19 protein-coding genes are annotated in these 19,247 nt (G+C 67.7%); 9 read left to right on the forward strand and 10 right to left on the reverse strand.

Annotated features, from left to right (window positions below):
* Nucleotides 1-166: 166 nt before the first annotated feature.
* The 4 genes from IEY07_RS21460 to IEY07_RS21475 all read left to right on the forward strand — a co-directional run bounded on the left by IEY07_RS21460 (nt 167) and on the right by IEY07_RS21475 (nt 3,852).
* Nucleotides 167-652 carry a carboxymuconolactone decarboxylase family protein gene (locus IEY07_RS21460; protein ID WP_188897745.1) on the forward strand — a complete coding sequence of 162 codons (486 nt, stop codon included), beginning with the start codon at nt 167-169 and terminating at the stop codon, nt 650-652.
* 40 nt (nt 653-692) lie between these two features.
* Nucleotides 693-1,781, forward strand: a complete 1,089-nt coding sequence (locus IEY07_RS21465; protein ID WP_188897747.1) for a glycoside hydrolase family 172 protein — start codon at nt 693-695, stop codon at nt 1,779-1,781.
* Between the two features lie 20 nt (nt 1,782-1,801).
* Nucleotides 1,802-2,554, forward strand: a complete 753-nt coding sequence (locus IEY07_RS21470) for a YoaK family protein (RefSeq protein ID WP_188897749.1) — start codon at nt 1,802-1,804, stop codon at nt 2,552-2,554.
* Nucleotides 2,555-2,715: 161 nt separating this feature from the next.
* Nucleotides 2,716-3,852 (forward strand): NAD(P)-binding domain-containing protein, encoded by a 1,137-nt coding sequence (locus IEY07_RS21475; protein ID WP_188897751.1) that lies wholly within the window; start codon nt 2,716-2,718, stop codon nt 3,850-3,852.
* Here the strand turns inward: IEY07_RS21475 and IEY07_RS21480 are convergent.
* The 4 genes from IEY07_RS21480 to IEY07_RS21495 all read right to left on the reverse strand — a co-directional run bounded on the left by IEY07_RS21480 (nt 3,773) and on the right by IEY07_RS21495 (nt 8,961).
* Nucleotides 3,773-4,990: a cation:proton antiporter gene (locus IEY07_RS21480; protein ID WP_229670485.1), complete on the reverse strand. Its 1,218-nt coding sequence runs from the start codon at nt 4,988-4,990 to the stop codon at nt 3,773-3,775. The two genes, IEY07_RS21475 and IEY07_RS21480, sit on opposite strands and share 80 nt — an antisense overlap.
* Nucleotides 4,991-5,003: 13 nt before the next feature.
* A complete protein-coding gene (locus IEY07_RS21485) occupies nt 5,004-5,489 on the reverse strand; it encodes a cation:proton antiporter regulatory subunit (protein WP_188897753.1) in 486 nt (161 codons plus the stop codon).
* A 271-nt stretch (nt 5,490-5,760) separates the two neighbouring features.
* Nucleotides 5,761-6,873, reverse strand: coding sequence for a hypothetical protein (locus IEY07_RS21490; protein WP_188897755.1), 1,113 nt, complete (start codon nt 6,871-6,873; stop codon nt 5,761-5,763).
* Nucleotides 6,874-7,296: 423 nt separating this feature from the next.
* On the reverse strand, nt 7,297-8,961 hold the full coding sequence (locus IEY07_RS21495; RefSeq protein WP_188897757.1) for an arylsulfotransferase family protein: 1,665 nt from the start codon (nt 8,959-8,961) through the stop codon (nt 7,297-7,299).
* A 167-nt stretch (nt 8,962-9,128) separates the two neighbouring features.
* Between IEY07_RS21495 and IEY07_RS21500 the strand changes: the two genes are divergently transcribed.
* On the forward strand, nt 9,129-9,776 hold the full coding sequence (locus IEY07_RS21500; protein WP_188897759.1) for an NADPH-dependent F420 reductase: 648 nt from the start codon (nt 9,129-9,131) through the stop codon (nt 9,774-9,776).
* A gap of 155 nt (nt 9,777-9,931) precedes the next feature.
* Here IEY07_RS21500 and IEY07_RS21505 read toward each other — a convergent pair whose 3' ends face one another.
* From IEY07_RS21505 to IEY07_RS21530, 6 genes are all read right to left on the reverse strand, one after another.
* Nucleotides 9,932-10,645, reverse strand: a complete 714-nt coding sequence (locus IEY07_RS21505; protein WP_188897760.1) for a CE1759 family FMN reductase — start codon at nt 10,643-10,645, stop codon at nt 9,932-9,934.
* A complete protein-coding gene (locus IEY07_RS21510) occupies nt 10,629-11,084 on the reverse strand; it encodes a MarR family winged helix-turn-helix transcriptional regulator (RefSeq protein WP_188897762.1) in 456 nt (151 codons plus the stop codon). Before IEY07_RS21510 ends, IEY07_RS21505 begins: the two co-directional genes overlap by 17 nt.
* 23 nt (nt 11,085-11,107) lie before the next feature.
* Nucleotides 11,108-12,295 (reverse strand): LLM class flavin-dependent oxidoreductase, encoded by a 1,188-nt coding sequence (locus tag IEY07_RS21515; protein WP_188897764.1) that lies wholly within the window; start codon nt 12,293-12,295, stop codon nt 11,108-11,110.
* A 110-nt stretch (nt 12,296-12,405) separates the two neighbouring features.
* Nucleotides 12,406-12,762 carry a zinc-binding dehydrogenase gene (locus IEY07_RS21520; RefSeq protein ID WP_188897766.1) on the reverse strand — a complete coding sequence of 119 codons (357 nt, stop codon included), beginning with the start codon at nt 12,760-12,762 and terminating at the stop codon, nt 12,406-12,408.
* Complete coding sequence (locus tag IEY07_RS21525) at nt 12,759-15,017, reverse strand: glycoside hydrolase family 3 N-terminal domain-containing protein (protein WP_188897768.1); 2,259 nt, start codon at nt 15,015-15,017, stop codon at nt 12,759-12,761. The genes IEY07_RS21520 and IEY07_RS21525 overlap by 4 nt, the downstream gene beginning before the upstream one ends.
* 19 nt (nt 15,018-15,036) lie before the next feature.
* Nucleotides 15,037-15,915 carry a fructosamine kinase family protein gene (locus tag IEY07_RS21530; RefSeq protein WP_188897770.1) on the reverse strand — a complete coding sequence of 293 codons (879 nt, stop codon included), beginning with the start codon at nt 15,913-15,915 and terminating at the stop codon, nt 15,037-15,039.
* Nucleotides 15,916-16,125: 210 nt separating this feature from the next.
* Here IEY07_RS21530 and IEY07_RS21535 point away from each other — a divergent pair, with 210 nt between their 5' ends.
* From IEY07_RS21535 to IEY07_RS24385, 4 genes are all read left to right on the forward strand, one after another.
* Nucleotides 16,126-16,455 carry a hypothetical protein gene (locus tag IEY07_RS21535; RefSeq protein WP_188897772.1) on the forward strand — a complete coding sequence of 110 codons (330 nt, stop codon included), beginning with the start codon at nt 16,126-16,128 and terminating at the stop codon, nt 16,453-16,455.
* A gap of 38 nt (nt 16,456-16,493) precedes the next feature.
* Nucleotides 16,494-18,443 carry an ATP-binding protein gene (locus tag IEY07_RS21540; protein ID WP_188897774.1) on the forward strand — a complete coding sequence of 650 codons (1,950 nt, stop codon included), beginning with the start codon at nt 16,494-16,496 and terminating at the stop codon, nt 18,441-18,443.
* A 114-nt stretch (nt 18,444-18,557) separates the two neighbouring features.
* Nucleotides 18,558-18,980 carry a hypothetical protein gene (locus IEY07_RS24380; RefSeq protein ID WP_229670487.1) on the forward strand — a complete coding sequence of 141 codons (423 nt, stop codon included), beginning with the start codon at nt 18,558-18,560 and terminating at the stop codon, nt 18,978-18,980.
* Nucleotides 18,981-18,982: 2 nt separating this feature from the next.
* On the forward strand, nt 18,983-19,243 hold the full coding sequence (locus tag IEY07_RS24385) for a helix-turn-helix domain-containing protein (protein WP_229670489.1): 261 nt from the start codon (nt 18,983-18,985) through the stop codon (nt 19,241-19,243).
* Nucleotides 19,244-19,247 lie beyond the last annotated feature (4 nt).

Here is a 19,247-nt window from a genome sequence, read left to right on the forward strand (position 1 = left end):
TCGTGCGCCTGAGTCGACTCCCACCAGACGCGCCGCGGGCGTCGTGCGTGACAGCACTCCGCCGAGATCTCCATCACACCAGCAGCCTGTCACAGGCACCAGCCCGGGAGCGTCTCGTGACTGACCGGCCGAACCGTGCCGGCGACGGAGAGAAGGGCTTTTGATCATGGAATCCCGTTTCGACCTGCTGCGCAACGACGTCGGACGGCAGTTGACCAAGCGGCTGATCGGCTTCAGTCAAGTCTTCGAAGGGTCGCAGGTGCCCAAGCTCGTCCGCGAGTTGGTCAGCCTGCGCGTCAGCCAGATCAACGGCTGCGCGCCCTGCGTCGACATGCACACCAAGGAGGCGATCGCTGCCGGTGAGACGCAGCTGCGGCTCAATCTGGTCGCGGTCTGGCGCGAGACCGAGGTCTTCTCCGATGTGGAACGGGCAGCGCTCGCGTTGGCAGAGGAGGGCACCCGGCTGGCCGACGCATTCACCGGTGTCAGCGATCGCACCTGGGCCGAGGTGTGCCGGCATTTCGACGATGATCAGATCGCCGTGCTGCTGGGCCTGATCGCATTTGTCAATGCCACCAACCGGCTCAACGTGATCACCCGTACGGTAGGAGGCAGCTACGAGCCGGGGATGCTCGCAGCTCTGGTCCACTGACGAACCACGGGCCAGTCCGTTCGATACGAAGGGTCCGGCCTTGTTCAGTTCCTGGAGCAGTCTCAACCCCGGCGTACGGAGCCGGTCCATCAACGCGGAGAACCCGACCGGGGCGCCCGGGCAGGCTGCCCGTGCGGCCTCCGGTCTCGGGCCGGGACGGAAGGGGTCAGCGTCGCTCCCGCTGCCCGCCGGCGGGACCCTCACCCTGGCCGAGATCGACGGTCCGGGAGTGATCAGGCACATCTGGTTCACCCTTCCGGACCGGACCCCGGGCGGGCCGTACGTGCTTCGGGACCTGGTGCTGCGGGCGTACTGGGACGGCTCGGACGTGCCGTCGGTCGAGGTGCCGCTGGGCGACTTCTTCTGCAACGGCTTCGGACGTTGTCTGATCACCTCGGCTCCGATCGTCGTCGCGCCGACGGGCGGCCTGAACTGCTACTTCCCGATGCCGTTCCGCACCGGCGCCCGGCTGACGCTGACCAGTGAGCATGCCGCGGACATCGGGTCGATCTACTACCAGATCGACTACACCCAAGGAGATCGGCTCGACGACACTGCCGGCTACTTCCACGCCCGCTGGCGGCGGTCGAATGCCGATACCGGGCTCGGTGTTGATCATGTGATCCTCGATGACGCGACCGGTCCGGGGTCCTACGTCGGCACCTATGTCGCGCTGACGGCATTGCAGCGGTATTGGTGGGGCGAGGGCGAGGTCAAGTTCTACGTCGACGACGACACCGACTATCCCACGCTGTGCAGCACCGGCCTGGAAGACTACGCGGGCGGGGCCTGGGCCTTCCAGGACGCCCTGCGCAACGACCCGGCTCCGCAGGTGATCAACTTCTCTGCGCCCTACATCGGCTATCCGCAATACGAGGTCGATGATCACACCCAGGCATCACCGTTCGCGACCCGCATGCCGCCCAACCACGGGTTGTATCGCTGGCACCTGCCCGATCCGGTCTACTTCGACACCAGCCTGCGGGTCACCGTGCAGCAGATCGGCGCCTGGGACCACGGTCTCTTCGAACGCGAGGACGACATCGCCACAACGGCCTATTGGTACCAGGCCCGGCCGGCGACGACCGCTCCAGAGCTCCCACCGGCCGTGCTCCGCCAACCCCGCTGATCAAGGGCGGCTCGCTGATCATGAAAGAGCAGCTGGCGAGCGGCTGGCACACGATCGCGCCCAGGCCCGATGATCCGCACGGCCCACTGTCTCCGCTGCTCCTGCTGCTGACCGTGGTCACCGGTCTGGTCGACGCCTTCAGCTATCTGGAGCTCGGCCGGGTCTTCGTGGCCAACATGACCGGCAACGTCGTGTTCCTGGCCTTCGCCCTGGGCGGTGCATCGGGATTCGTCTGGTGGGCTTCGCTGTCGGCGGTGATCACGTTCGTCGTCGGAGCCCTGCTCGGTGGCCGGATCGCGCATCGCTGGGCCGCCCATCGCGGCCGGCATCTGCTGTTGGGCAGTGCGTTCCAGGCGATCCTGGTGATCGCTGCGCTGGTCGTCACCATAGTCCTGGCGCCGCCCGCTTCGGGGCAGTCGTACGCCGGAGTGCCGCTCGGGGTGCTGGTGGTGCTGCTGGGTGTCGCCATGGGGCTGCAGAACGCGACCGCTCGGGCACTGGCCGTGCCGGACCTGACCACCACGGTGCTCACCCTGACGCTGACCGGGATCTCGGCGGACAGTGCTGCTGGTGGTGGCACGAACAGTCACTTCGGCCGGCGGGCGCTGTCGATCCTGACGATGTTCCTCGGCGGCCTCTTCGGAGCTCTGCTGGTGGTCAAGGGCCACGGCCGCTGGACCCTGCTGATCGCGGTCGTCCTGTTGCTGATCGTCGTCGTGTCCGCGCTCCGGGTGTCGAGTTCGACTGCAGCCTGGGCGACCATAGATCCCTGAGCCTGTCGAGATTCCCGAGTCTGTCGAGATTCCTGAGTCTGTCGAGATTCCTGAGCTTGTCGAGATCGCTGAGCTTGTCGAAGGGCGGGAAGGCTACCGACGCTCTGGGCGTTCACTCGGACGTGACTCCAGCCGATCAAATCACCACCGCGGTGTCCGTCGTGGTGATTGGTGCAGGTCAGGCCGGGTTGTCGGCCGGCTACCACCTGATGCGGCGCGGCTACCGACCCGTCGCCGAGGCGTCGGACGGTGATCTTTCGTGCGTGATCCTGGACGGCGACGACGGGCCGGGTGGTGCCTGGCAGCACCGCTGGCGGTCGCTGCGGATGGCCACGGTCAACGGCATCTTCGATCTTCCGGGTCTGCCCAAGCCGCCGCTCGACCCGCAGTCACCGAGCTCGGAGGCGGTGCCGCGATACTTCGCGGACTTCGAACGCCGCTTCGATCTGCCGATCCTGCGACCGGTCCGGGTCCGATCCGTCCGCCGCGCCGATGATCATCCCGACGGCAGGTTGACCATCGAGACCGATCGCGACAATTGGTCGGCGGACGCAGTGATCAACGCCACCGGCACCTGGACCAACCCGCGCCGTCCGTCTTATCCGGGCCAGGAGACCTTCGCCGGACGCCAGCTGCACACCGCCGACTACGTCTCGGCCGAGGAGTTCTACGGCCAGCACGTGGTCATGGTCGGCGGCGGCATCTCCGCGGTCCAGTTGCTGGCCGAGATCTCCGCGATCACCACCACCAGCTGGTTCACCCGGCGCGAGCCGGTCTGGCTGGACCAGGAGTTCCAGCCCGAGACGACCGGCCGGGCAGTGATCGCCAATGTCGAGGCCGACGTGCGCCGCGGGCAGCCGCCGCGCAGCATCGTCTCCTACACCGGACTGAGCCGGCACTCGTCCTTTGTCCGGCAGGCCGAGGCCAACGGGGCACTGCAGCGCCGGCCGATGTTCACCGCGATCGAGCCGGAGGGCGTACGGCTGGCCGACGGCGGCTTCCAGCCGGCCGACGTGATCATCTGGGCCACCGGATTCCGGCCGGCCCTTGATCATCTGCAGCCATTGGGGTTGATCAACGAGATCGGTGGGATCGCGATGGACGGCACGGCGGTGGCAGCCGACCCGCGGGTCCACCTGATCGGTCACGGCCCGTCCCAGTCGACCGTCGGAGCCAACCGTGCCGGACGCGCGGCGGTGACCGGTGTCGATCGCCTGATCAGGCGTCGGGAGTCTCGGTCCCCAGCTCACGCACTGCAGGCTTCGGTGCCGGGCGGCGGCCCAGCACGAACCTCCTGATCAGCGGCTCGGCCAATCGCGGCGCCAACGGGCCGACGATGGCCAGCACCAGGACGTACGCAGCGGTGACCGGCTCGAGCTCGGGTGCCGCGGCGGTGCCGACCAGTCCGGCGATGATGATCGAGAATTCGCCCCTTGGTACCAGCGCGGCGCCGGCCCTCAGCCGGCCGGGCTTGCCGACACCCGCCCGCTTGCCGGCCACCCAGCCGGTGCCGAATTTGGTGGCGATCCCGACCGCGGCCAGTGCTAGCGCCGGCAGCAACACACCGGGGAGTTGGCCGGGGTCGGTGCTCAGCCCGAAGAATACGAAAAACATCGCCGCGAAGATGTCCCGCAGCGGCTCGATGATCCGATGGATCCGTTCGGCGACATCGGTCGAGAGCGCGATACCGAGCAGGAAGGCGCCGACTGCGGCCGACACATGGGCCGCCTCGGCGGCGCCGGCGACCAGCATCGCCAGGCCGATCAACCGGAGCAGCAGCACCTCGTTGGATCGTGACACCACGATCCGGGTCACGACCGGGCCGAATCGTAGCGCGATGAACAGCACCGCGGCGAGCACGGCAAGCGCGATGATCGTCGAGGCCACGGCCGAGAGCCCACCAGCCGACGCCGCCACCTCGGTCAGGATCGGCAGGTAGACCGCCATTGCCAGGTCCTCAAGCACCAGCACGCCGAGCACGCCCGGGGTTTCGCGGTTGCCGAGCCTGCCCAGATCGGTGAGCACCTTGGAGATGATCCCCGACGAGCTGACCGCGGTGATGCCGAACATCGCCAGCGCCTCGGTCGGCCCCCAGCCCATCAGGAGCGCGAACCCGACTCCGGGCAGGCCGTTGAGCAACAGGTCGATGACGCCGGCTGGAGCCTGGGTGCGCAGGTTGGCGACCAGGTCCTCGGCGGTGTACTCCAGGCCGATCATCAACAGCAGCAGGATGACGCCGATCTGCGACCCGGTCTCGAAGAATCCGCGCGGTGCTCCGATCGGCAGCAGGCCTCCGCTGCCGAAGGCCAGGCCGGCGAGCAGGTAGAGCGGGATCGGCGAGAATCCGAATCGGCTGGCCAGCCGGGCCAGCATGCCGAGCCCGAAGAGCACCGCGCCCAGCTCGAGGAAGAGCTGGGCGAGGCTGTCCAGATGCACGATCGGTCCGGACTCAGCTGCTCGGGTTGAGGATGGCGTCCGCCGCCTTCACGCCCTCGTCGGTGCCCACGACGACCACCTTGTCACCTGCGTGGAACCGGAAATCCGGCCGCGGTGACAGCTCGACGCCGTCACGGCGTGCGACTGCGACGATCGAAACGCCGGTCCGGGTGCGGATCTCCGCGTCACCGAGCGTGCGCTCGACGAACGGCGACTCCGGTGAGATCGGGATGCCGGCGGTCGCCAGCCCTTCGATCTGTTCCCGCAGGCGGTTCAACCGCTCCACCACCCGCGGGGCACCGAGCAACTCCGCCAGCACGCTCGCCTCGTCGGCATCCATGTCGACGCTGACCAGGACCGAGTCCGGATCCACGTCGTCGTACACGATCAGCTGCCGCTCACCGGACTTCTTCGACAGCACTCCGACCCGTCTGCCGTTCAGGCAGGCGAAATCGCGGCGCAGTCCGACGCCGGGCAGTTTGACCTCTTCGACCTCCATGGCCGTTAACACCTCCACACGATTCAACCCCTCGACCCTAGTCGTTCATTCCCGAGAAGCCACGTGTTCGGGGGCCACGAGGATGTGCCCTCACGCGACACGCGTGACGCGTTCTGGCCGGCTCAGTTCGTTCAGGCGGCGGAGTAACTTCCGGGCGCGGAAGGATCAGGGAATGGCGTTTCCGGACTGCGCAACTCTTTGCGCGGAATCAGATTGGGAGGGCTGTCACCCACGGTTCTTCCGTGACTGCCTGCGCAGTCATGCGGTTGGGCTACTCGCGGGCAGCAGACATCGGCGCCTTCCGATCATCGTTGGTCGGGATCGGTCGCTGGGGTCCGGGATGGGGACCCGGATTGGGACGAGGGTCTTGCTGTCGGCGATCTCGATCGGCCGATCGTCGGTGTGATGTCGGCGCCGAAGGTCGTTGCCGGCGTAGCTGCAGCGATCGCCGCAGTCGACGCTTACCTCGCTGGACCAGTTCGGCGGCCAGCTCGGCGGCTGCGGCGTGTTCGAGGGGTGCGGTCCGAGCAGCCGGGGATTTGGCGGACTCGGCGGCTTCGACCATCGTCATCAGCCCGTCGACCATGGTGGTGATGGAGATCATGGTGGGCTCGTCGAGGGCCACCGCTTCGGCGGAGGTGCGGTAGCTGCCGGGTGGTTGCAGTGTTGCGGGGTCGCCGTGGATCACCACCCCTGCTTGGCGCATTGTCGCGATGCGGGTCGCGGTCAGGTCGTGGACCCGGTCCAGAGCCCAATCCGGGAGCGGCGGGATCCTGGCGGCCGCTGGGTCCGGTGCTCCGGTCTGGAAGCCCTTGTTCAACCCCTCCTGGATCAGGCGCCGGTACAGATCGGTCGGCCAGTTGCCGTGCTGGAACCGTTGGTTGAACTGCCGGAGAAGTTCGACGGCACCCGCGTCGAGGGAGGCGTTCACGGCAGGTTGTAGTTCCAGGAAGTGGTCAGGAAGCCCGAGCAACGCTTCGAAGATCCGCAGCAGATGCCCGTGATCGCTCTCGTCGGACACCACCACATGGAAACGGCCCGCCGGCACAGCATGCCGCCAGGCGCGCAGCACCCCAGCCAGGTCGTTGGAACGCCAGAAGCGCCGGTACGAGTCGTCGCGCGGGTCCTCGCCCAGCACCGCATTAAGCCAGTCCGAATACCGAATCGTCCCGTGACTCTTGATGCGCTCCTGCCACGCGGAGGGAAGTTGGCGATGGAACGGACGCGCGACGGCGACGACGTGCAGCCGATCCCGGCCCAGCCCGTCGGCGATCCGGTTGATGGTATCGACGTTGCGTAATCCGCCGAAATCTTCGGTGCTGACACAAACCCGCCGGTCGGCCAGTTCCTGGACCCTCTCGGCAAAGGCTTGCCACACCGACATCGGTGGCACCGGGCGACCGCGAGTCGACCATCCCATCACAGCGAACGCCGGTCCCATCAATCGGCGCCAAGAACCCGGATACGCGACGCCGAAGTCGTCGAGATGAGGCCGCGCAGCTGCCAGTGATGCCTGGATCGCTGTCGATCCTGTCTTGTACGGACCGATGTGGAGCAATACCGAATTCTCCGGTAGAACCTCGACCTCCACGGATGTCCTCACTATTCCCTGGGCCGGTTTCCTGGTCGCCGCCGGTGGTGGCCCAAGACCGTCTCGACTTGGCAGACCTTTCGAACTGGCCCCAGCGTGCCGCCAATTCCTGTGACCGAACACAGGAAGGTAATCCCCTGGGATCGTAGGATTTTGCCGACCCGGCCGCTTCTTTCGACGACTGTGTCATCGACGACATCGCCTCAGAATCGAGCTCTAGACAGTTGCCTTGACGATTTCGGAACGCCCGAGTTCATGGCCGTTCTTGTCTACTGCGAGGGCCTGGAAATAGGGTCCGGTGCTGTTGACCGCGACGGCTGTCTCGAAGCCTTGTCGGGCGGCGGTGGCGTGGTGTTTCAGGCCGGCCTTGGTTCCGCCGGCCCGCACGCGCCAGGTGGCGACCCGGGTCGCGCCGTTCCAGCTGATGTAGACGGTCGCGCCGCCGGCGGCGTTGGTGCCGACGGCCAGCGCTGGTTTGTCGGTCGGGTTGCCGATCCAGTCGGCGCCGAAGGCGCGGTAGGACTGGATGTTGTTGGGCATTTTGGCGTCCAGCAGCAGGCTGCCGTCGGCGGCGTATTCGGAGAAATATGGTTCGGAGCCCCAGCCGACCACGTAGTGGCCGTTCGTCAGCTGGTTGACGTTGCCCATCGTGACTGACAGCAGCTTGGCCGGATGGGTGAGGGACCGGACCATCGTGACGGTGTGGGCATCGGTGTTGATCTTGAGCCGTAGGGCCCGGGATTGGGGTTCCATCGCCGGCGAGCCGCCGTTGTCGAAGAGAAGGACCTCATCGACGCCGACCATGGAAGCGGAATGTTGGTAGTAAAAGCGGGTGCCGACCTGGTGTTCGAAGTCGGACTTCTTCCCGCCGAGCTGCCAGATGATCTTGCCGGTTCGTTTGTCGATCTTGTACACCGCGCAGGTGTTTCGTGACGAGATCAGGAGGGTGTGTTCGTCGATCTCGTCGATGGAGTTGATGTGGAAGTAGTCCAGCTGCGTGGTGGGGTCGGCGCTGGCCTTCTTGTACGTCATCTCAGGGCTGACATGGTCCAGGCTGTCCCAGCTGAAGATCAACCGTCCGGTGGCGATGTCGATCTCCTGGACGACGCCGCTGACGATGGTGCCGCGTCGAAGGCCCCTGATCGCGGTGAGATCGGTGGTGCTGGTGCGGTAGGCGGTGATCAGTGCGGTGTCGCGTGACGTGATGCGGAACTCGTGCAGGTCGACCTTCAAGCCGCCAACCGCTTTGATGGTTGCGACGGTCGTGTAATGGCTGTCGACGATTTTCGCGGTGCCTTTGCCGTAGCCGTTGGCTGACTTGCCTTCGTACCAGGTCAGCACCGGTTGGCCGCGATATGTCTGCACCCGCAAGTCCATTGCGCGTTTCTGGATCGGTTGCGCCGACGGCTGGAACCAGACCACGTGGCCAGTAGGTTCGATGATCATCGGGCCTACCTGGTAGTTGATCGGAGCCGATGGCGTGTAGGCCTTGGGCGTCAGGAAGTAGTACGGCGCCAATTGGGGGGCCGATGTTGTGCCGGTCTGCTGCGGTGACGTCGCATTCGAATCGGGCTCAGGAGATCGGTCCGATCCGAAAAGGTGCGTCACTTGCACAGGTGGTGGCTGCAGGTCGGGCCTGCTCCTGAATCTCCCTGCTCCGGAGCCCGACGTCTCAGTGGTGGTGGACGCCGTACTGGTTGGCGTCGTCGTGGCCGACGCAGAGCCCGCGTCGGTCGATGCGCCACCGGAGTCGTGGGTTCCGATCCGGTAGCCGACCGATCCTGCCGCGATCGTCAGTCCTCCGGCCGTACCGGCAGCGACCGCGAGCAGGCGTCGTCGGGTCAGCCGTGTCTCGTCGTCGCGCACAAGCGTCAGTTTCAACGATGAAACTGTGTAAGGGATGTGATCGACCGTACTGTGCGGCGAAGCGTTCAGTGATCACCGGGCCTCGTCCCGGTATGCGAGACCGTTCGGATCCAGGCCGTCACCGGGCGAGCGCCACCGATCATCTCGGGAATAGCCTCCACGGCGACTCGGTTCGCCCGGACATGACCACTATTGGAATCATCGGCTCCGGCAACATCGGCACTGCTGTCGCCAAGGCCGCGATCGCCATCGGCGAAGACGTCGTCATCTCCAACTCCCGCGGCCCGGAAAGCCTGGCCGACAAGATCGCCGAGCTCGGCCCGAAGGCGAAGGCCGGCACCGTCGTCGAGGCCGCCGCGGCCGGAGACCTGGTCCTCGTCGCGATCCCGCTGGCGGCGATCACCGCGCTGAACCCGGCCGACTTCGACGGCAAGGTCGTGATAGACGCCAACAACTACTACCCGCAGCGCGACGGCCAGATCGCCGAGCTCGACGACGAGTCGACCACCACCAGCGAGCTGCTGCAGCGTCAGCTTCCGGGCGCGAAGGTCGTGAAGGCGTTCAACCACATCCAAGCCGCCCAGATCCTCACCACGGCGACGGAGGCCGGCACCGAGAGCCGGCGGGCACTGATCGTCGCCGGTGATGACCAGGCGGCCAAGGATGCCGTAGCGGCCTTCCTGGATGCGATCGGCTTCGACGCCCTGGACATCGGCCCGCTCTCCGAGGGCTGGCGGATCCAGCGCGACACGCCTGGCTACGTCCAGCAGCTCGATCGTGAGGGGTTGCGGGAGGCCGTCTCGCAGGCCAAGCGCTACGCCGATATGTGAGCTCGCCCGGACAAGGTCCTCGCTTCCCGGTGTTTCCGCTATCAGCGTCCTCGCTTCAGCTCCGTGCGTTCGCTTCTCGGGCAAGGGAAGCGAGCGCAGGAACGGGAAGCGAGGGCCGTATGAAGGGAAGCGAGGGACGTACGAGGCCGGGCGGGTCAGCCCGTGGGCGGCTTCGGCGGAGCGGAACCGCCGGTGGCCAGGCGCATCAGATCGGTGTCGAGGTCGATCTCGGTCTCGGCTCCGCCGGCGCTGCCGTAGCTGTGCTGGTAGCGATGCCAGGACGCTTCCTTGATCTTGGTAGCCAGCTCGGCCTCGATCAGCAGCACCAGCTCGGTCGCGGCCCGGTCGATGCGCTTGGTGAGTTCGTCGCTGCTCCAGTCCTCGCTCGCGGCGAACAGCGAGGTCGGCACCGACAGCGTACGGAGATAGGCGAACTGCGAACGAAGTTGATCATCGACCACCAGCGCATGCCGGGCCGTCCCTGCGGTCGCGGCGAGGATTACCGGCTTCGCGATCAGCAGGTCGTTGTCCAGCGATTGGAAGAACGACGTGAAGAGTCCGCTCGGGCCGGCCTTGTAGACCGGGGTGCTGACAATCAGACCGTCGGCCCGGCCGAGCGCTTCGACCGCGTCGGTCATCTTCGGGCCCAACAGCTGCGAGGTGATCGCCGTCCCGATCTCCGGGGCCAGTTCGCGCAGGCTGATCGTGGTGATCAGCACCGTGTTGCCGCGTTCCCGGGCGAGCGCCGCGACCCGGTCGGCCGTACGGTCAGCCAGCAGTCGGGTCGACGAAGGATCACTCGTCCCGCCGCTCACCACGGCCAGGTGGTAGGTCCGGCCGGCCGGCGGTTGATCACTGGCGTTGGTCATCGTGGGTGTTCCTTGCTGCAAGCTTGCGGCAGATCGATTCGAGTTGACGCAATTCGTCCGGGTCGAGGGTGGCACCGACGGTCCGTGAGACGCCGACCGCATGCCGGCCACCGATCGCGCGCTGGCGATCGGCGCCCAGGTCGGTCAGCGACAACCGTACGCTGCGGCCGTCCTGCGCGTCCTTGGTCCGTTCCACCAGCCCGCGCTCGACGAGGCGGTCGACCATCCGGGACAACGCCGGTTGGCTGAGCAGCACGTTGCGGTGCAGTTCGCTCGGCCGGATCGGTCCACCGCATTTGGACAGCGTGTAGAGCACGTCGTACTCCCGCATGCTGATCCCGTCCCAGACGTCCTGGGCGTCCAGTTCCTTGATCAACACTGCATGTGCGGTCAGCAGCGCTTCCCACGCGTCGTTGGCCAATCGGCTCTTGGAGACCATGATCAGCATCCAGCTCGGCGCGCTCAGACGATGCTCGGGTAGGTGACCTGGACATCGTCGCTGTCCTGGTAGGGCGAGGCACCGGTGACATTGTCGCCGCGGTTGGCATTCGGGCGCGGCTGGCGGGCCGGCTGATCACCGTACTTGGCCTTGACCAGGCCCTCGTGGGTCGGCGCGTCGGCGGACTCCGGATCCTTGCGGGATTCGAGTTCCTTGCGCAGCACCGGGATGACCTCCTCGCCCAGCAGGTCGAGCTGGTTGAGCACGGTCTTCAACGGCAGGCCAGCATGGTCCATCAGGAACAGCTGGCGCTGGTAGTCGCCGAACGTGTCGTGGAAGGTCAGCGTCTTCTCGATCACTTCCTGCGGGCTGCCGACGGTCAGGGGTGTCATCTGACTGAAGTCCTCAAGACTCGGGCCGTGGCCGTAGACCGGCGCCTCGTCGAAATAGGGCCGGAACTCGGCGTACGCGTCCTGGGACTTCCTGGCGATGTAGGCCTGACCGCCGAGTCCGACGATCGCCTGCTTCTTCGTGCCGTGGCCGTAGTGCTCGAACCGCTGCCGGTAGAAGTTGATCAACCGCAGCGAGTGCGATGTCGGCCAGAAGATGTGGTTGGCGAAGAAACCGTTGCCGTAGAAGGCTGCCTGCTCGGCGATCTCCGGGGTCCGGATCGAACCGTGCCAGACGAAGGGCGGTACGTCATCCAATGGTCGGGGCGTGGAGGTGAAACCCTGCAGGGCCGTACGGTACTGGCCTTCCCAGTCCACGACGTCCTCCCGCCAGAGCCGGTGCAGCAGGTTGTAGTTCTCCAGTGCGAGCGGCAGTCCCTGGCGGATGTCGGCCCCGAACCACGGGTAGACCGGTGCGGTATTGCCGCGGCCGATCATCAGATCCATTCGGCCGTCGGACACGTGCTGGAGCATCGCGTACTCCTCGGCGATCCGGACCGGGTCGTTGGTGGTGATCAAGGTCGTCGCCGTCGTGACGATCAAGCGCTTGGTGGTTGCGGCGATCGCGGCCAGCAGGGTGGTGGGGGAGGACGAGAAGAACGGCGGATTGTGGTGCTCGCCGATCGCGAACACGTCCAGGCCGACCTCCTCGGCCTTCTGGGCGATCCTGATCACCGCGTCGATCCGTTCCGCTTCGCTCGGCGTCACACCGGACACCGGGTCGCGGGTGATGTCGCTGACCGAGAAGATTCCGAACTGCATCACTGTCTCCCTTGCTGCGGCGGGTTCGCGACCCACCATATTTCATGCATTTGCATGTATCAACGAGGATCGGTCACTGTTATTCCCGGCATCGGGGGATCAGTCGGTCGTCAGTCGAAGAGCAACACCAACCGGCCGCGTACGCTGCCGGCCTCGAAGCGCCGATGTGCCCCGGCTGCCCGCTCGGCCGGGTAGGTGCCGGCCACGCGCAACGTCAGGACGCCCGCCTCGGCCTGCTCGCGCAGCCGGTCGAGTGCGGCATGGTCGCGAGCGGGCTCGCGGACCAGCACCGGCTGCACCCGCACCCCGCGCCGGCCGTCGCCGGTGTAGCCACGCACCGTCGCCACCGCACCGCCATCCTTGACGGCCGGCAGCGCCAGTGCTCCGAGCAGCGCTCCGTCAGCCAGGCCGTCGACGCCGGTGGGGTACTCGGCGCGGACCAGGTCGGCGAAGTCCTGGTCGCTCACCCTTGCATCGTGATCGCCGACTCCGGCGGTTCCCCCGGGCCGTCGAGACTCGGCCACAGCACCACAGTCGGCGCCGGCGCCGAGCCGGTCGAGGGTGCATCCAGCCCTAGTGCCGCGATCGCGTACGGATCGATCCGTAGGTCGACCTCTGCCGTCGCGCCGGCGGCCAGGGCGACGGCGGTGAAGCCGAGCAGCACCGCCCGTCGCGGCAGCAGTCCGGGAGTCCTGCTCCGGCCGTACAGTTGGACGATCTGCCGGCCTTCCCGGCCGGAGTGGTTGGTCAGGTCGGCGGACACGACGGCCCCGGCGAGGTCTGGTCCACCGGTATTCCGTGGCACGCCGAGCGACCAGGTCGTGTAGCCGAGACCCGAGCCGAAGCGGAACAGCGCCGACGACTCGGAGTCGGCATACCGCCGGCTCGCGCCGAGGCGCTCGTTGTAAGCCACCGGTAGACTTGCACTGGTCCGTGGCAGTGAGACCGGCAGCCGGCCGACCGGTTCCCGGTCGCCCATGATCAACTCGGCGACCAACCGACCCCCGTCAGGTCCGGGATAGCCCGCCCACAGCAGCGCCCGACTGTGATCGACGACGCCCTGCAGGCCGAGTGGTCGACCGGCGATCATCACGCTGATGATCGGCGTTCCGGTTGCGGCGACGGCCTCCACCAGCTGCTGCTGGGCTGCGGGCAGCGCCACCTCCGCGACGTCGACGCCCTCACCGCCGGTGGCGGCGACCGCTCCGGTCAACTCGGCGGCACCGTTGTCGGCAAAGGCATCGGCATAGTGCCGCACGCTGCTTCCACCCAGCACCATGATCACCAGATCCGAATCCTCGGCGGCCGCCACAGCGCAGTCGAGTCCGCCCGGGAGTGGTTCGGTCAGCCGGCTCCCGGCCTCGTGCCGTATCCGGCCGGCGCCGATCCGGTCGCGGAGTCCGGCCAGCACGGTCGTCCCCGCTCCGTCCGGCAACGGGGGCACGTAGTCGCCGAGCAGGCAGTCCCGGTCGTCGGCGTTGGGGCCGATGACCGCGATCCGTCCCGGTGCTCCGAGGGGCAGCAGACGGTCATCGTTGATCAGCAGCACCGGGGTCGCCGCCACAAGATCATCCGCCGACCGCGGGGTGGGGAAGACCGGCAGCGGAGCGGGTGGATCGAGCAGGCCGAGTTCGATCTTGACCCGGAGCACCCGCATGCAGGCCCGGTCGATCAGTGCCTCGTCGATCAGCCCGGCCCCGACCGCCTCCTCCAACGACAGATACGCCTCGTCACACAAGCTCAGATCGACTCCCGCCCGCAGCGCGACCGCGGCGGTCTCGACCGCTGACGAGGTGGTCCGGCCGAGTTGATCAATGGCGCCGAGGTCGGCCATCACGATGCCGCCGAAACCCCACTGGTCCCGCAGCAGCCCAGTCAGCAGCCATTCGTTGGCCACGCAGGGGATCCCGTCGATCTCGTTGTAGGCCGCCATCACCCCGACGGCTCCGGCGTCGATCCCGGCCCGGACGGCAGGCAGGTGGAGCTCGTCGAGTTCGCGTGGCCCGATCGGCGCACCGGCGCCGTTACGGCCGCCGACCGCCGCACCCTGGCCCGCGAAGTGCTTCAGCACCACACCGATGCCGGGCTCGGACCGCAGTCCCCGGACTTGCGCCGCAGTGAAGCGGGAAGCCAGCAACGGGTCCTCACCGAAACACTCCTCGGACCGGCCCCACCGCGGGTCACGCAACAGATCGAGTCCCGACGCCAGGGCGATGTGCGCACCGCGAGCGCGCAGTTCGCGACCGACGTGGGCGAACGCCTCGGCGAGCAGGTCCGGACGCCAGGTCGCGGCGCTGCCCAGGTTGGTCGGCAGCAGCGTGCCGCCCAGCGCCTGGTGGCCGTGCGGCGCTTCCTCCACGATCAGCGCCGGGATGCCGAGCCGCGAGGAGGCCACCACCTGCTCCTGCACCATCGCCGTGATCTCGGCCGACAACGCCGGATCGGCTCCGGTGGTCCAGTCCCGCCCGGACCAGGCGTCGGCGCGCAACAGCCCGTAGATCGCCCCGAGACCGCCGAAGCGGTCGAGCTCGGCATCGAGGGTCTCGGTCAGCGTCACCTCCGGGCCGCGGCGCTGCCACAACTGCCAGCCGAGCGGTCGCTGGTTGAGCTGGCCGATCTTCTCCCGCAGCGTCAGCCGGCCGAGCAGATCGTCAACCCTGGCTTCGATCCCCAGGGTGTTGTCCCGGTACGGCTCGGTGCCTGCCTGTGGCGAGTTGATCATGGTGGACCAACCTACGCGATCAACTCCGCCCGAGCAGTGACCGGGCGGTTGCCCCGGCCTGTGCGCCGTAGCCGCCGCCGAAGATCACGGTGTGCACCAGCAAGGGGAACAGTTGATGCAGGCCCACCCGGTGCTGCCAGCCGGCTGCCAGTGGATGCACCTGCTGATAGCCGTCGAGCACGACGGAGAGATACGGCAGACTGAAGAGAGCCAACATCGCCAGGTCGGTCTCGCGATGGCCGCCGTACGCCGCCGGGTCGATCAGGACTGCTTCGCCGCCGGCCCAGAGCACGTTGCCGGACCAGAGATCACCGTGGAGCCGGCTCGGCGGCTCGGCCGGGCCGGCGAGATCGGGCAGCCGGTGGATCACCTGCTCGACCGCGTGACGATCATGGTCGCCGATCGTCTCGGCCGCCACTGCCCGGTCCAGGAACGGTTGCAGCCGTGCCCGGGCGTAGAAGTCCGGCCAGCCCGTCGCCACGGATCCGGCCGGCAGCGGCTCGGAGGCGATCATGCTGTCCACCTCGCGTCCGAAGCCGGGGGAGCCGGCGTCGTGAGTGATCGCCAGCCGTCGCCCGAAGTCGGCGGCGGTCCGTCGCGACGGTCTTTCCGGCACGATCCGTTCCAGCACCAGCAGCCCGGGACCGGCGGCCAGCACTGCTGCCGTCCGGACCCCGCCCTGGACCATTCCGAGCCAGCGAAGTCCCCAGGCCTCGTGATCGAAGAAGCCGGGCGGGGCGTTCCGCTGCGCCTTCGCGAAGACGGTCCGGCCGTCACCGAGTTCGGCGAGATACGGCCGCCCGAAACCCTCGCCGCCGAGCGGCGTCAGCCGTCGCACCTCGACGCCGAGTAGGGCCGCGAGTTCCTGCTGTGGCCACTGCGTCCGCGAGCCGTCCATCCCGGCCAGCTTAGGCGCCGGGACCGACCTGCCGCTTGTTCCTGTCGGCGTAAGGCACCTTAGGCCGTGGTCCGAGGCACCTCAGACCAGCGCCGGGCCCGGAACGGTCGCGAAGATACGGCACTTGCCCGATGCCCGGGACCCCGCCTCAGAACGAGCATTGAGTCATCAGGGCAGACGGTGCAGCCCACGAGGAGACCAGGAGGAGAAATGGCCCTCGATGATTTCTACTACGAGACAGTCGTCAAGCAGCAAGCCGCGGACGTCCAGGCGCGTGCGGCCCGGCAGCAGTTGATCAGGATCGCCCGGACCGCTGCCAAGCGGGAGCGGAGAGCGCGGCGCGAGGTGCGCCTGCTTCGGGATGCGGTCGAGGGGCGGCGGCGCGGACCATGGCGGGTGCTGCGTGGCGCCTTCACCGATCGCTTCCCCCAGGCCCACCCGCAGCCGGAGACCATCCGGGCCCGCGATGCGTCCGGAGGAGTATCGGACGGGCCGGCCGTCGCGGTGGCGGACCGACAGCGGTCCGCCGGCGCCCGCTGAGGCCGAATGGCAGAAACCGACATGGCACCGTGGCGCTCGTGAGGAGTGGCTCCCGACCCACGATGAATCCCGGGCCGACCGTGGTGTCCCAGGCCGGGACCCTTGACCCCAGTCCCGGCCGCCGCGACGACGATCCCGCCGCAGCGCCGGGCCTTGTGTCCGGTGCTGCGACGGTGATCGTCGGTCGTGAAGCCGAGCTCGCCCGGTTGCGTACGCTGCGGGACGCGGCCTTCGCCGCCCGGCCGGGCACCGTCCTGATCGCCGGCGAGGCGGGCGTCGGCAAGACCAGCGTCACCAGCGCGTTCGTCGCGGAAACGCTGGCAGCAGATCCGCGGGTCCGAATCGTCCGCGGCGAATGCGTGCCGCTGGGTGGCGACGGACTGCCGTACGCGCCCGTCGTCGGCCTGCTTCGTGATCTTGCCGATCTCTTCGGCGAGCGGGAACTGCTGCGCCGGGCCGGTGCCGGAGCGCCGGAGTTGAGCTGGCTGATCCCCGAGTTCGGTGCCACTGACCGGACGGTCGACGGCACCAGGCCGGAGAATCGGCTGCGTCTGTTCGAGACGATCCTGCGCCTGGTCGAGGATGCTGCCCGGCAGCCGTTGATCATCGTTGTGGAGGATCTGCACTGGGCGGACGAATCCAGCCGGCACGTGATCGACTTCCTGGTCCGGGCGGTCACCGGGGTGCCGGTGTTGATCATGATCAGCTACCGCATCGACGAGCTGACCCGCCGGCATCCGCTCCGGCCGTTCCTGGCCGAGATCGGCCGGGTGCCAGCCGTGCAGCGGATCGAGATCGGCCCGCTGACCGACTCCGCTGTCGAGGAGTTGATCATGGCGAGTGCACCAGGACACGCTCTCCGGAGCAGCCATGATCAACAAAAGTCGCACGATCAACAGCGTTCGGAGTTGATCAAGCGGGTCGCCTCGGCCGGCGGCGGTATTCCGTATTTCGTGGTCGAGCTGGTGCGCGCCAGCCGGTCCGGCGGCGAGTTGCCGGAGACGTTGCGGGACACCTTGCTGCTGCGGATCTCTCGGGTCGGTGCGGACTGTCAACGACTGCTCCGGCTGATGGCGGTCGGCGGTAACCGGGTCGAGCACGATGTGATCGCGACCGTTGCAGGTCTGCAGGCGATCGATCTCGAGCGGGTCTTGCGGGAGGCGATCGAGGCGAATCTGCTGGTGCCCGACAAGTCGGGCTATGGATTCCGGCACGCACTGATGCGCGAAGTGCTGCACGATGATCTGCTGCCGGGCGAGGTGACAAGGCTGCACCGGGCGTACGCGTCGGCGTTGGAAGAGCAACCCGACCTGATGCCTGATTCGGTGCGCGCCGTCCAACTCGCGCACCACTGGTACGCCGCCCGGGACAACCAGGCAGCATTCTGCTGGTCGGTCGAGGCGGCGCGGCTCCAGCGTTACGGCTACGCCGAAGCTCTCAGGCACTACGAGCGCGCGCTGGCGTTGTGGGAAGTCGTACCGGAGCCGGAGTCGGTGGCCGGGCCGCTGCCGGAATTCCTGGACGAGGCCTCGATGGCCGCCAACGATGCCGGTGACGGGGACCGGTCGCTGGCCCTGCTCAACGAGGCACTGCGGGTGGCCGGTCCGGACGCCGGACCCGAGGCGACCGCACTGAGGCTGGCGCGCAAGGCCCGGCGGATGCTGAATCTGCTGCAGCCCGGGGTGCTCGATCTGATGGATCAGGCGATCTCCCTGGTGCCGTCGGACCAGCCGTCGGCCTTCTTGGCCCGGTTGCAGGACTACCGGGCCTCGATCCAGTTGCTGCTGGACAAGCCGAAGGCGATCGCATCGGCGCGGGTCGCGATCGAGACCGCCGCCGCGGCGGGCGATCCGGATATCGAGTCCAGTGCGCGGAACACGCTGGGCTGCACCCTGGCGACCCTGGGCATCGACCCCGACGAGGGCCCTGCCCAGCTCGGTCGGGCCGGCGAACTCGCGATCACTGATATGACCAGGACGCGCTATTAGATCAATCTGTCCGACACCCTGACGCTGCTCGGTCGGCCACGAGCGGGTGCGGCGGTCGCCTCCGAAGGGCTGGAATTCGCGGCCAGGGTCGGCTTGACCCGGCACAGCTCAGTCATGATGGCCGGCAATGCAGCCGAAGCGGCCATCGAGCTCGGTGAATGGGAACACGCACGGGAGTTGGTCACCGCCGCGCTTCGCGACGACCCGACCGGGAATCACTGGATCCATCAGCGTCGGCTGCTCGCCGTGATCAAGCTGTGGATGGACGATGATCGCGACGCGGTAGCGGAGATCCTGACCGACCTCGGCAGATTCAGCCAGATCGCCGTCAACGGACCCCAGTACCACGCAGGCATCTCTTCGGTCCGCGCCGAACTGGCGCTGGCGCGCAACGACCCGGTGACTGCCTGGCGCATCGTTCAGGAGGCGACCGACTCGTTCCCCTGGTCGGGAGCCCGTCTCGGGTCATTCGGGTCGCCGGGGAGAGTTTGCGCAGTAGTCGGGCGGCACGTGACCTCGGCGAACAACTCGGGCTGAGATTGCTGGTACGGCTGGTCGACCACCTGGGTCCGGTCGGTGACGAACACCAGGAGCCGGCGGGGGATTCGCCGCTGGCCCGGCTCACCCCGCGCGAACTCGAGGTGCTGGCGCTGGTCGCCGACGGCCTGTCGAACCGCCAGGTCGGCGAACGGCTGGTGATCTCGTCCAAGACAGCCAGCGTGCACGTGTCCAACATCCTCGCGAAACTGGCGGTCACCAGCCGTGGCGAGGCCGCCGCACGCTACCGCTCCGCGTCGTGATCAG

This window comes from Microlunatus endophyticus, from assembly GCF_014646195.1.
Lineage (GTDB): Bacteria > Actinomycetota > Actinomycetes > Propionibacteriales > Propionibacteriaceae > Microlunatus > Microlunatus endophyticus.

Bases quoted from the DNA above. Each gene is read 5' to 3' on its own strand.
- IEY07_RS21470 (WP_188897749.1), top strand. From the start codon at position 1,802: ATGAAAGAGCAGCTGGCGAGCGGCTGGCACACGATCGCGCCCAGGCCC.
- IEY07_RS21530 (WP_188897770.1), bottom strand. From the start codon at position 15,915: ATGGACGGCTCGCGGACGCAGTGGCCACAGCAGGAACTCGCGGCCCTA.
- IEY07_RS21515 (WP_188897764.1), bottom strand. From the start codon at position 12,295: ATGCAGTTCGGAATCTTCTCGGTCAGCGACATCACCCGCGACCCGGTG.
- IEY07_RS21500 (WP_188897759.1), top strand. From the start codon at position 9,129: ATGACCACTATTGGAATCATCGGCTCCGGCAACATCGGCACTGCTGTC.
- IEY07_RS21490 (WP_188897755.1), bottom strand. From the start codon at position 6,873: ATGTCGGTGTGGCAAGCCTTTGCCGAGAGGGTCCAGGAACTGGCCGAC.
- IEY07_RS21505 (WP_188897760.1), bottom strand. From the start codon at position 10,645: ATGACCAACGCCAGTGATCAACCGCCGGCCGGCCGGACCTACCACCTG.
- IEY07_RS21525 (WP_188897768.1), bottom strand. From the start codon at position 15,017: ATGATCAACTCGCCACAGGCAGGCACCGAGCCGTACCGGGACAACACC.
- IEY07_RS21510 (WP_188897762.1), bottom strand. From the start codon at position 11,084: ATGGTCTCCAAGAGCCGATTGGCCAACGACGCGTGGGAAGCGCTGCTG.
- IEY07_RS21535 (WP_188897772.1), top strand. From the start codon at position 16,126: ATGGCCCTCGATGATTTCTACTACGAGACAGTCGTCAAGCAGCAAGCC.
- IEY07_RS21460 (WP_188897745.1), top strand. From the start codon at position 167: ATGGAATCCCGTTTCGACCTGCTGCGCAACGACGTCGGACGGCAGTTG.
- IEY07_RS24380 (WP_229670487.1), top strand. From the start codon at position 18,558: ATGATGGCCGGCAATGCAGCCGAAGCGGCCATCGAGCTCGGTGAATGG.
- IEY07_RS21485 (WP_188897753.1), bottom strand. From the start codon at position 5,489: ATGGAGGTCGAAGAGGTCAAACTGCCCGGCGTCGGACTGCGCCGCGAT.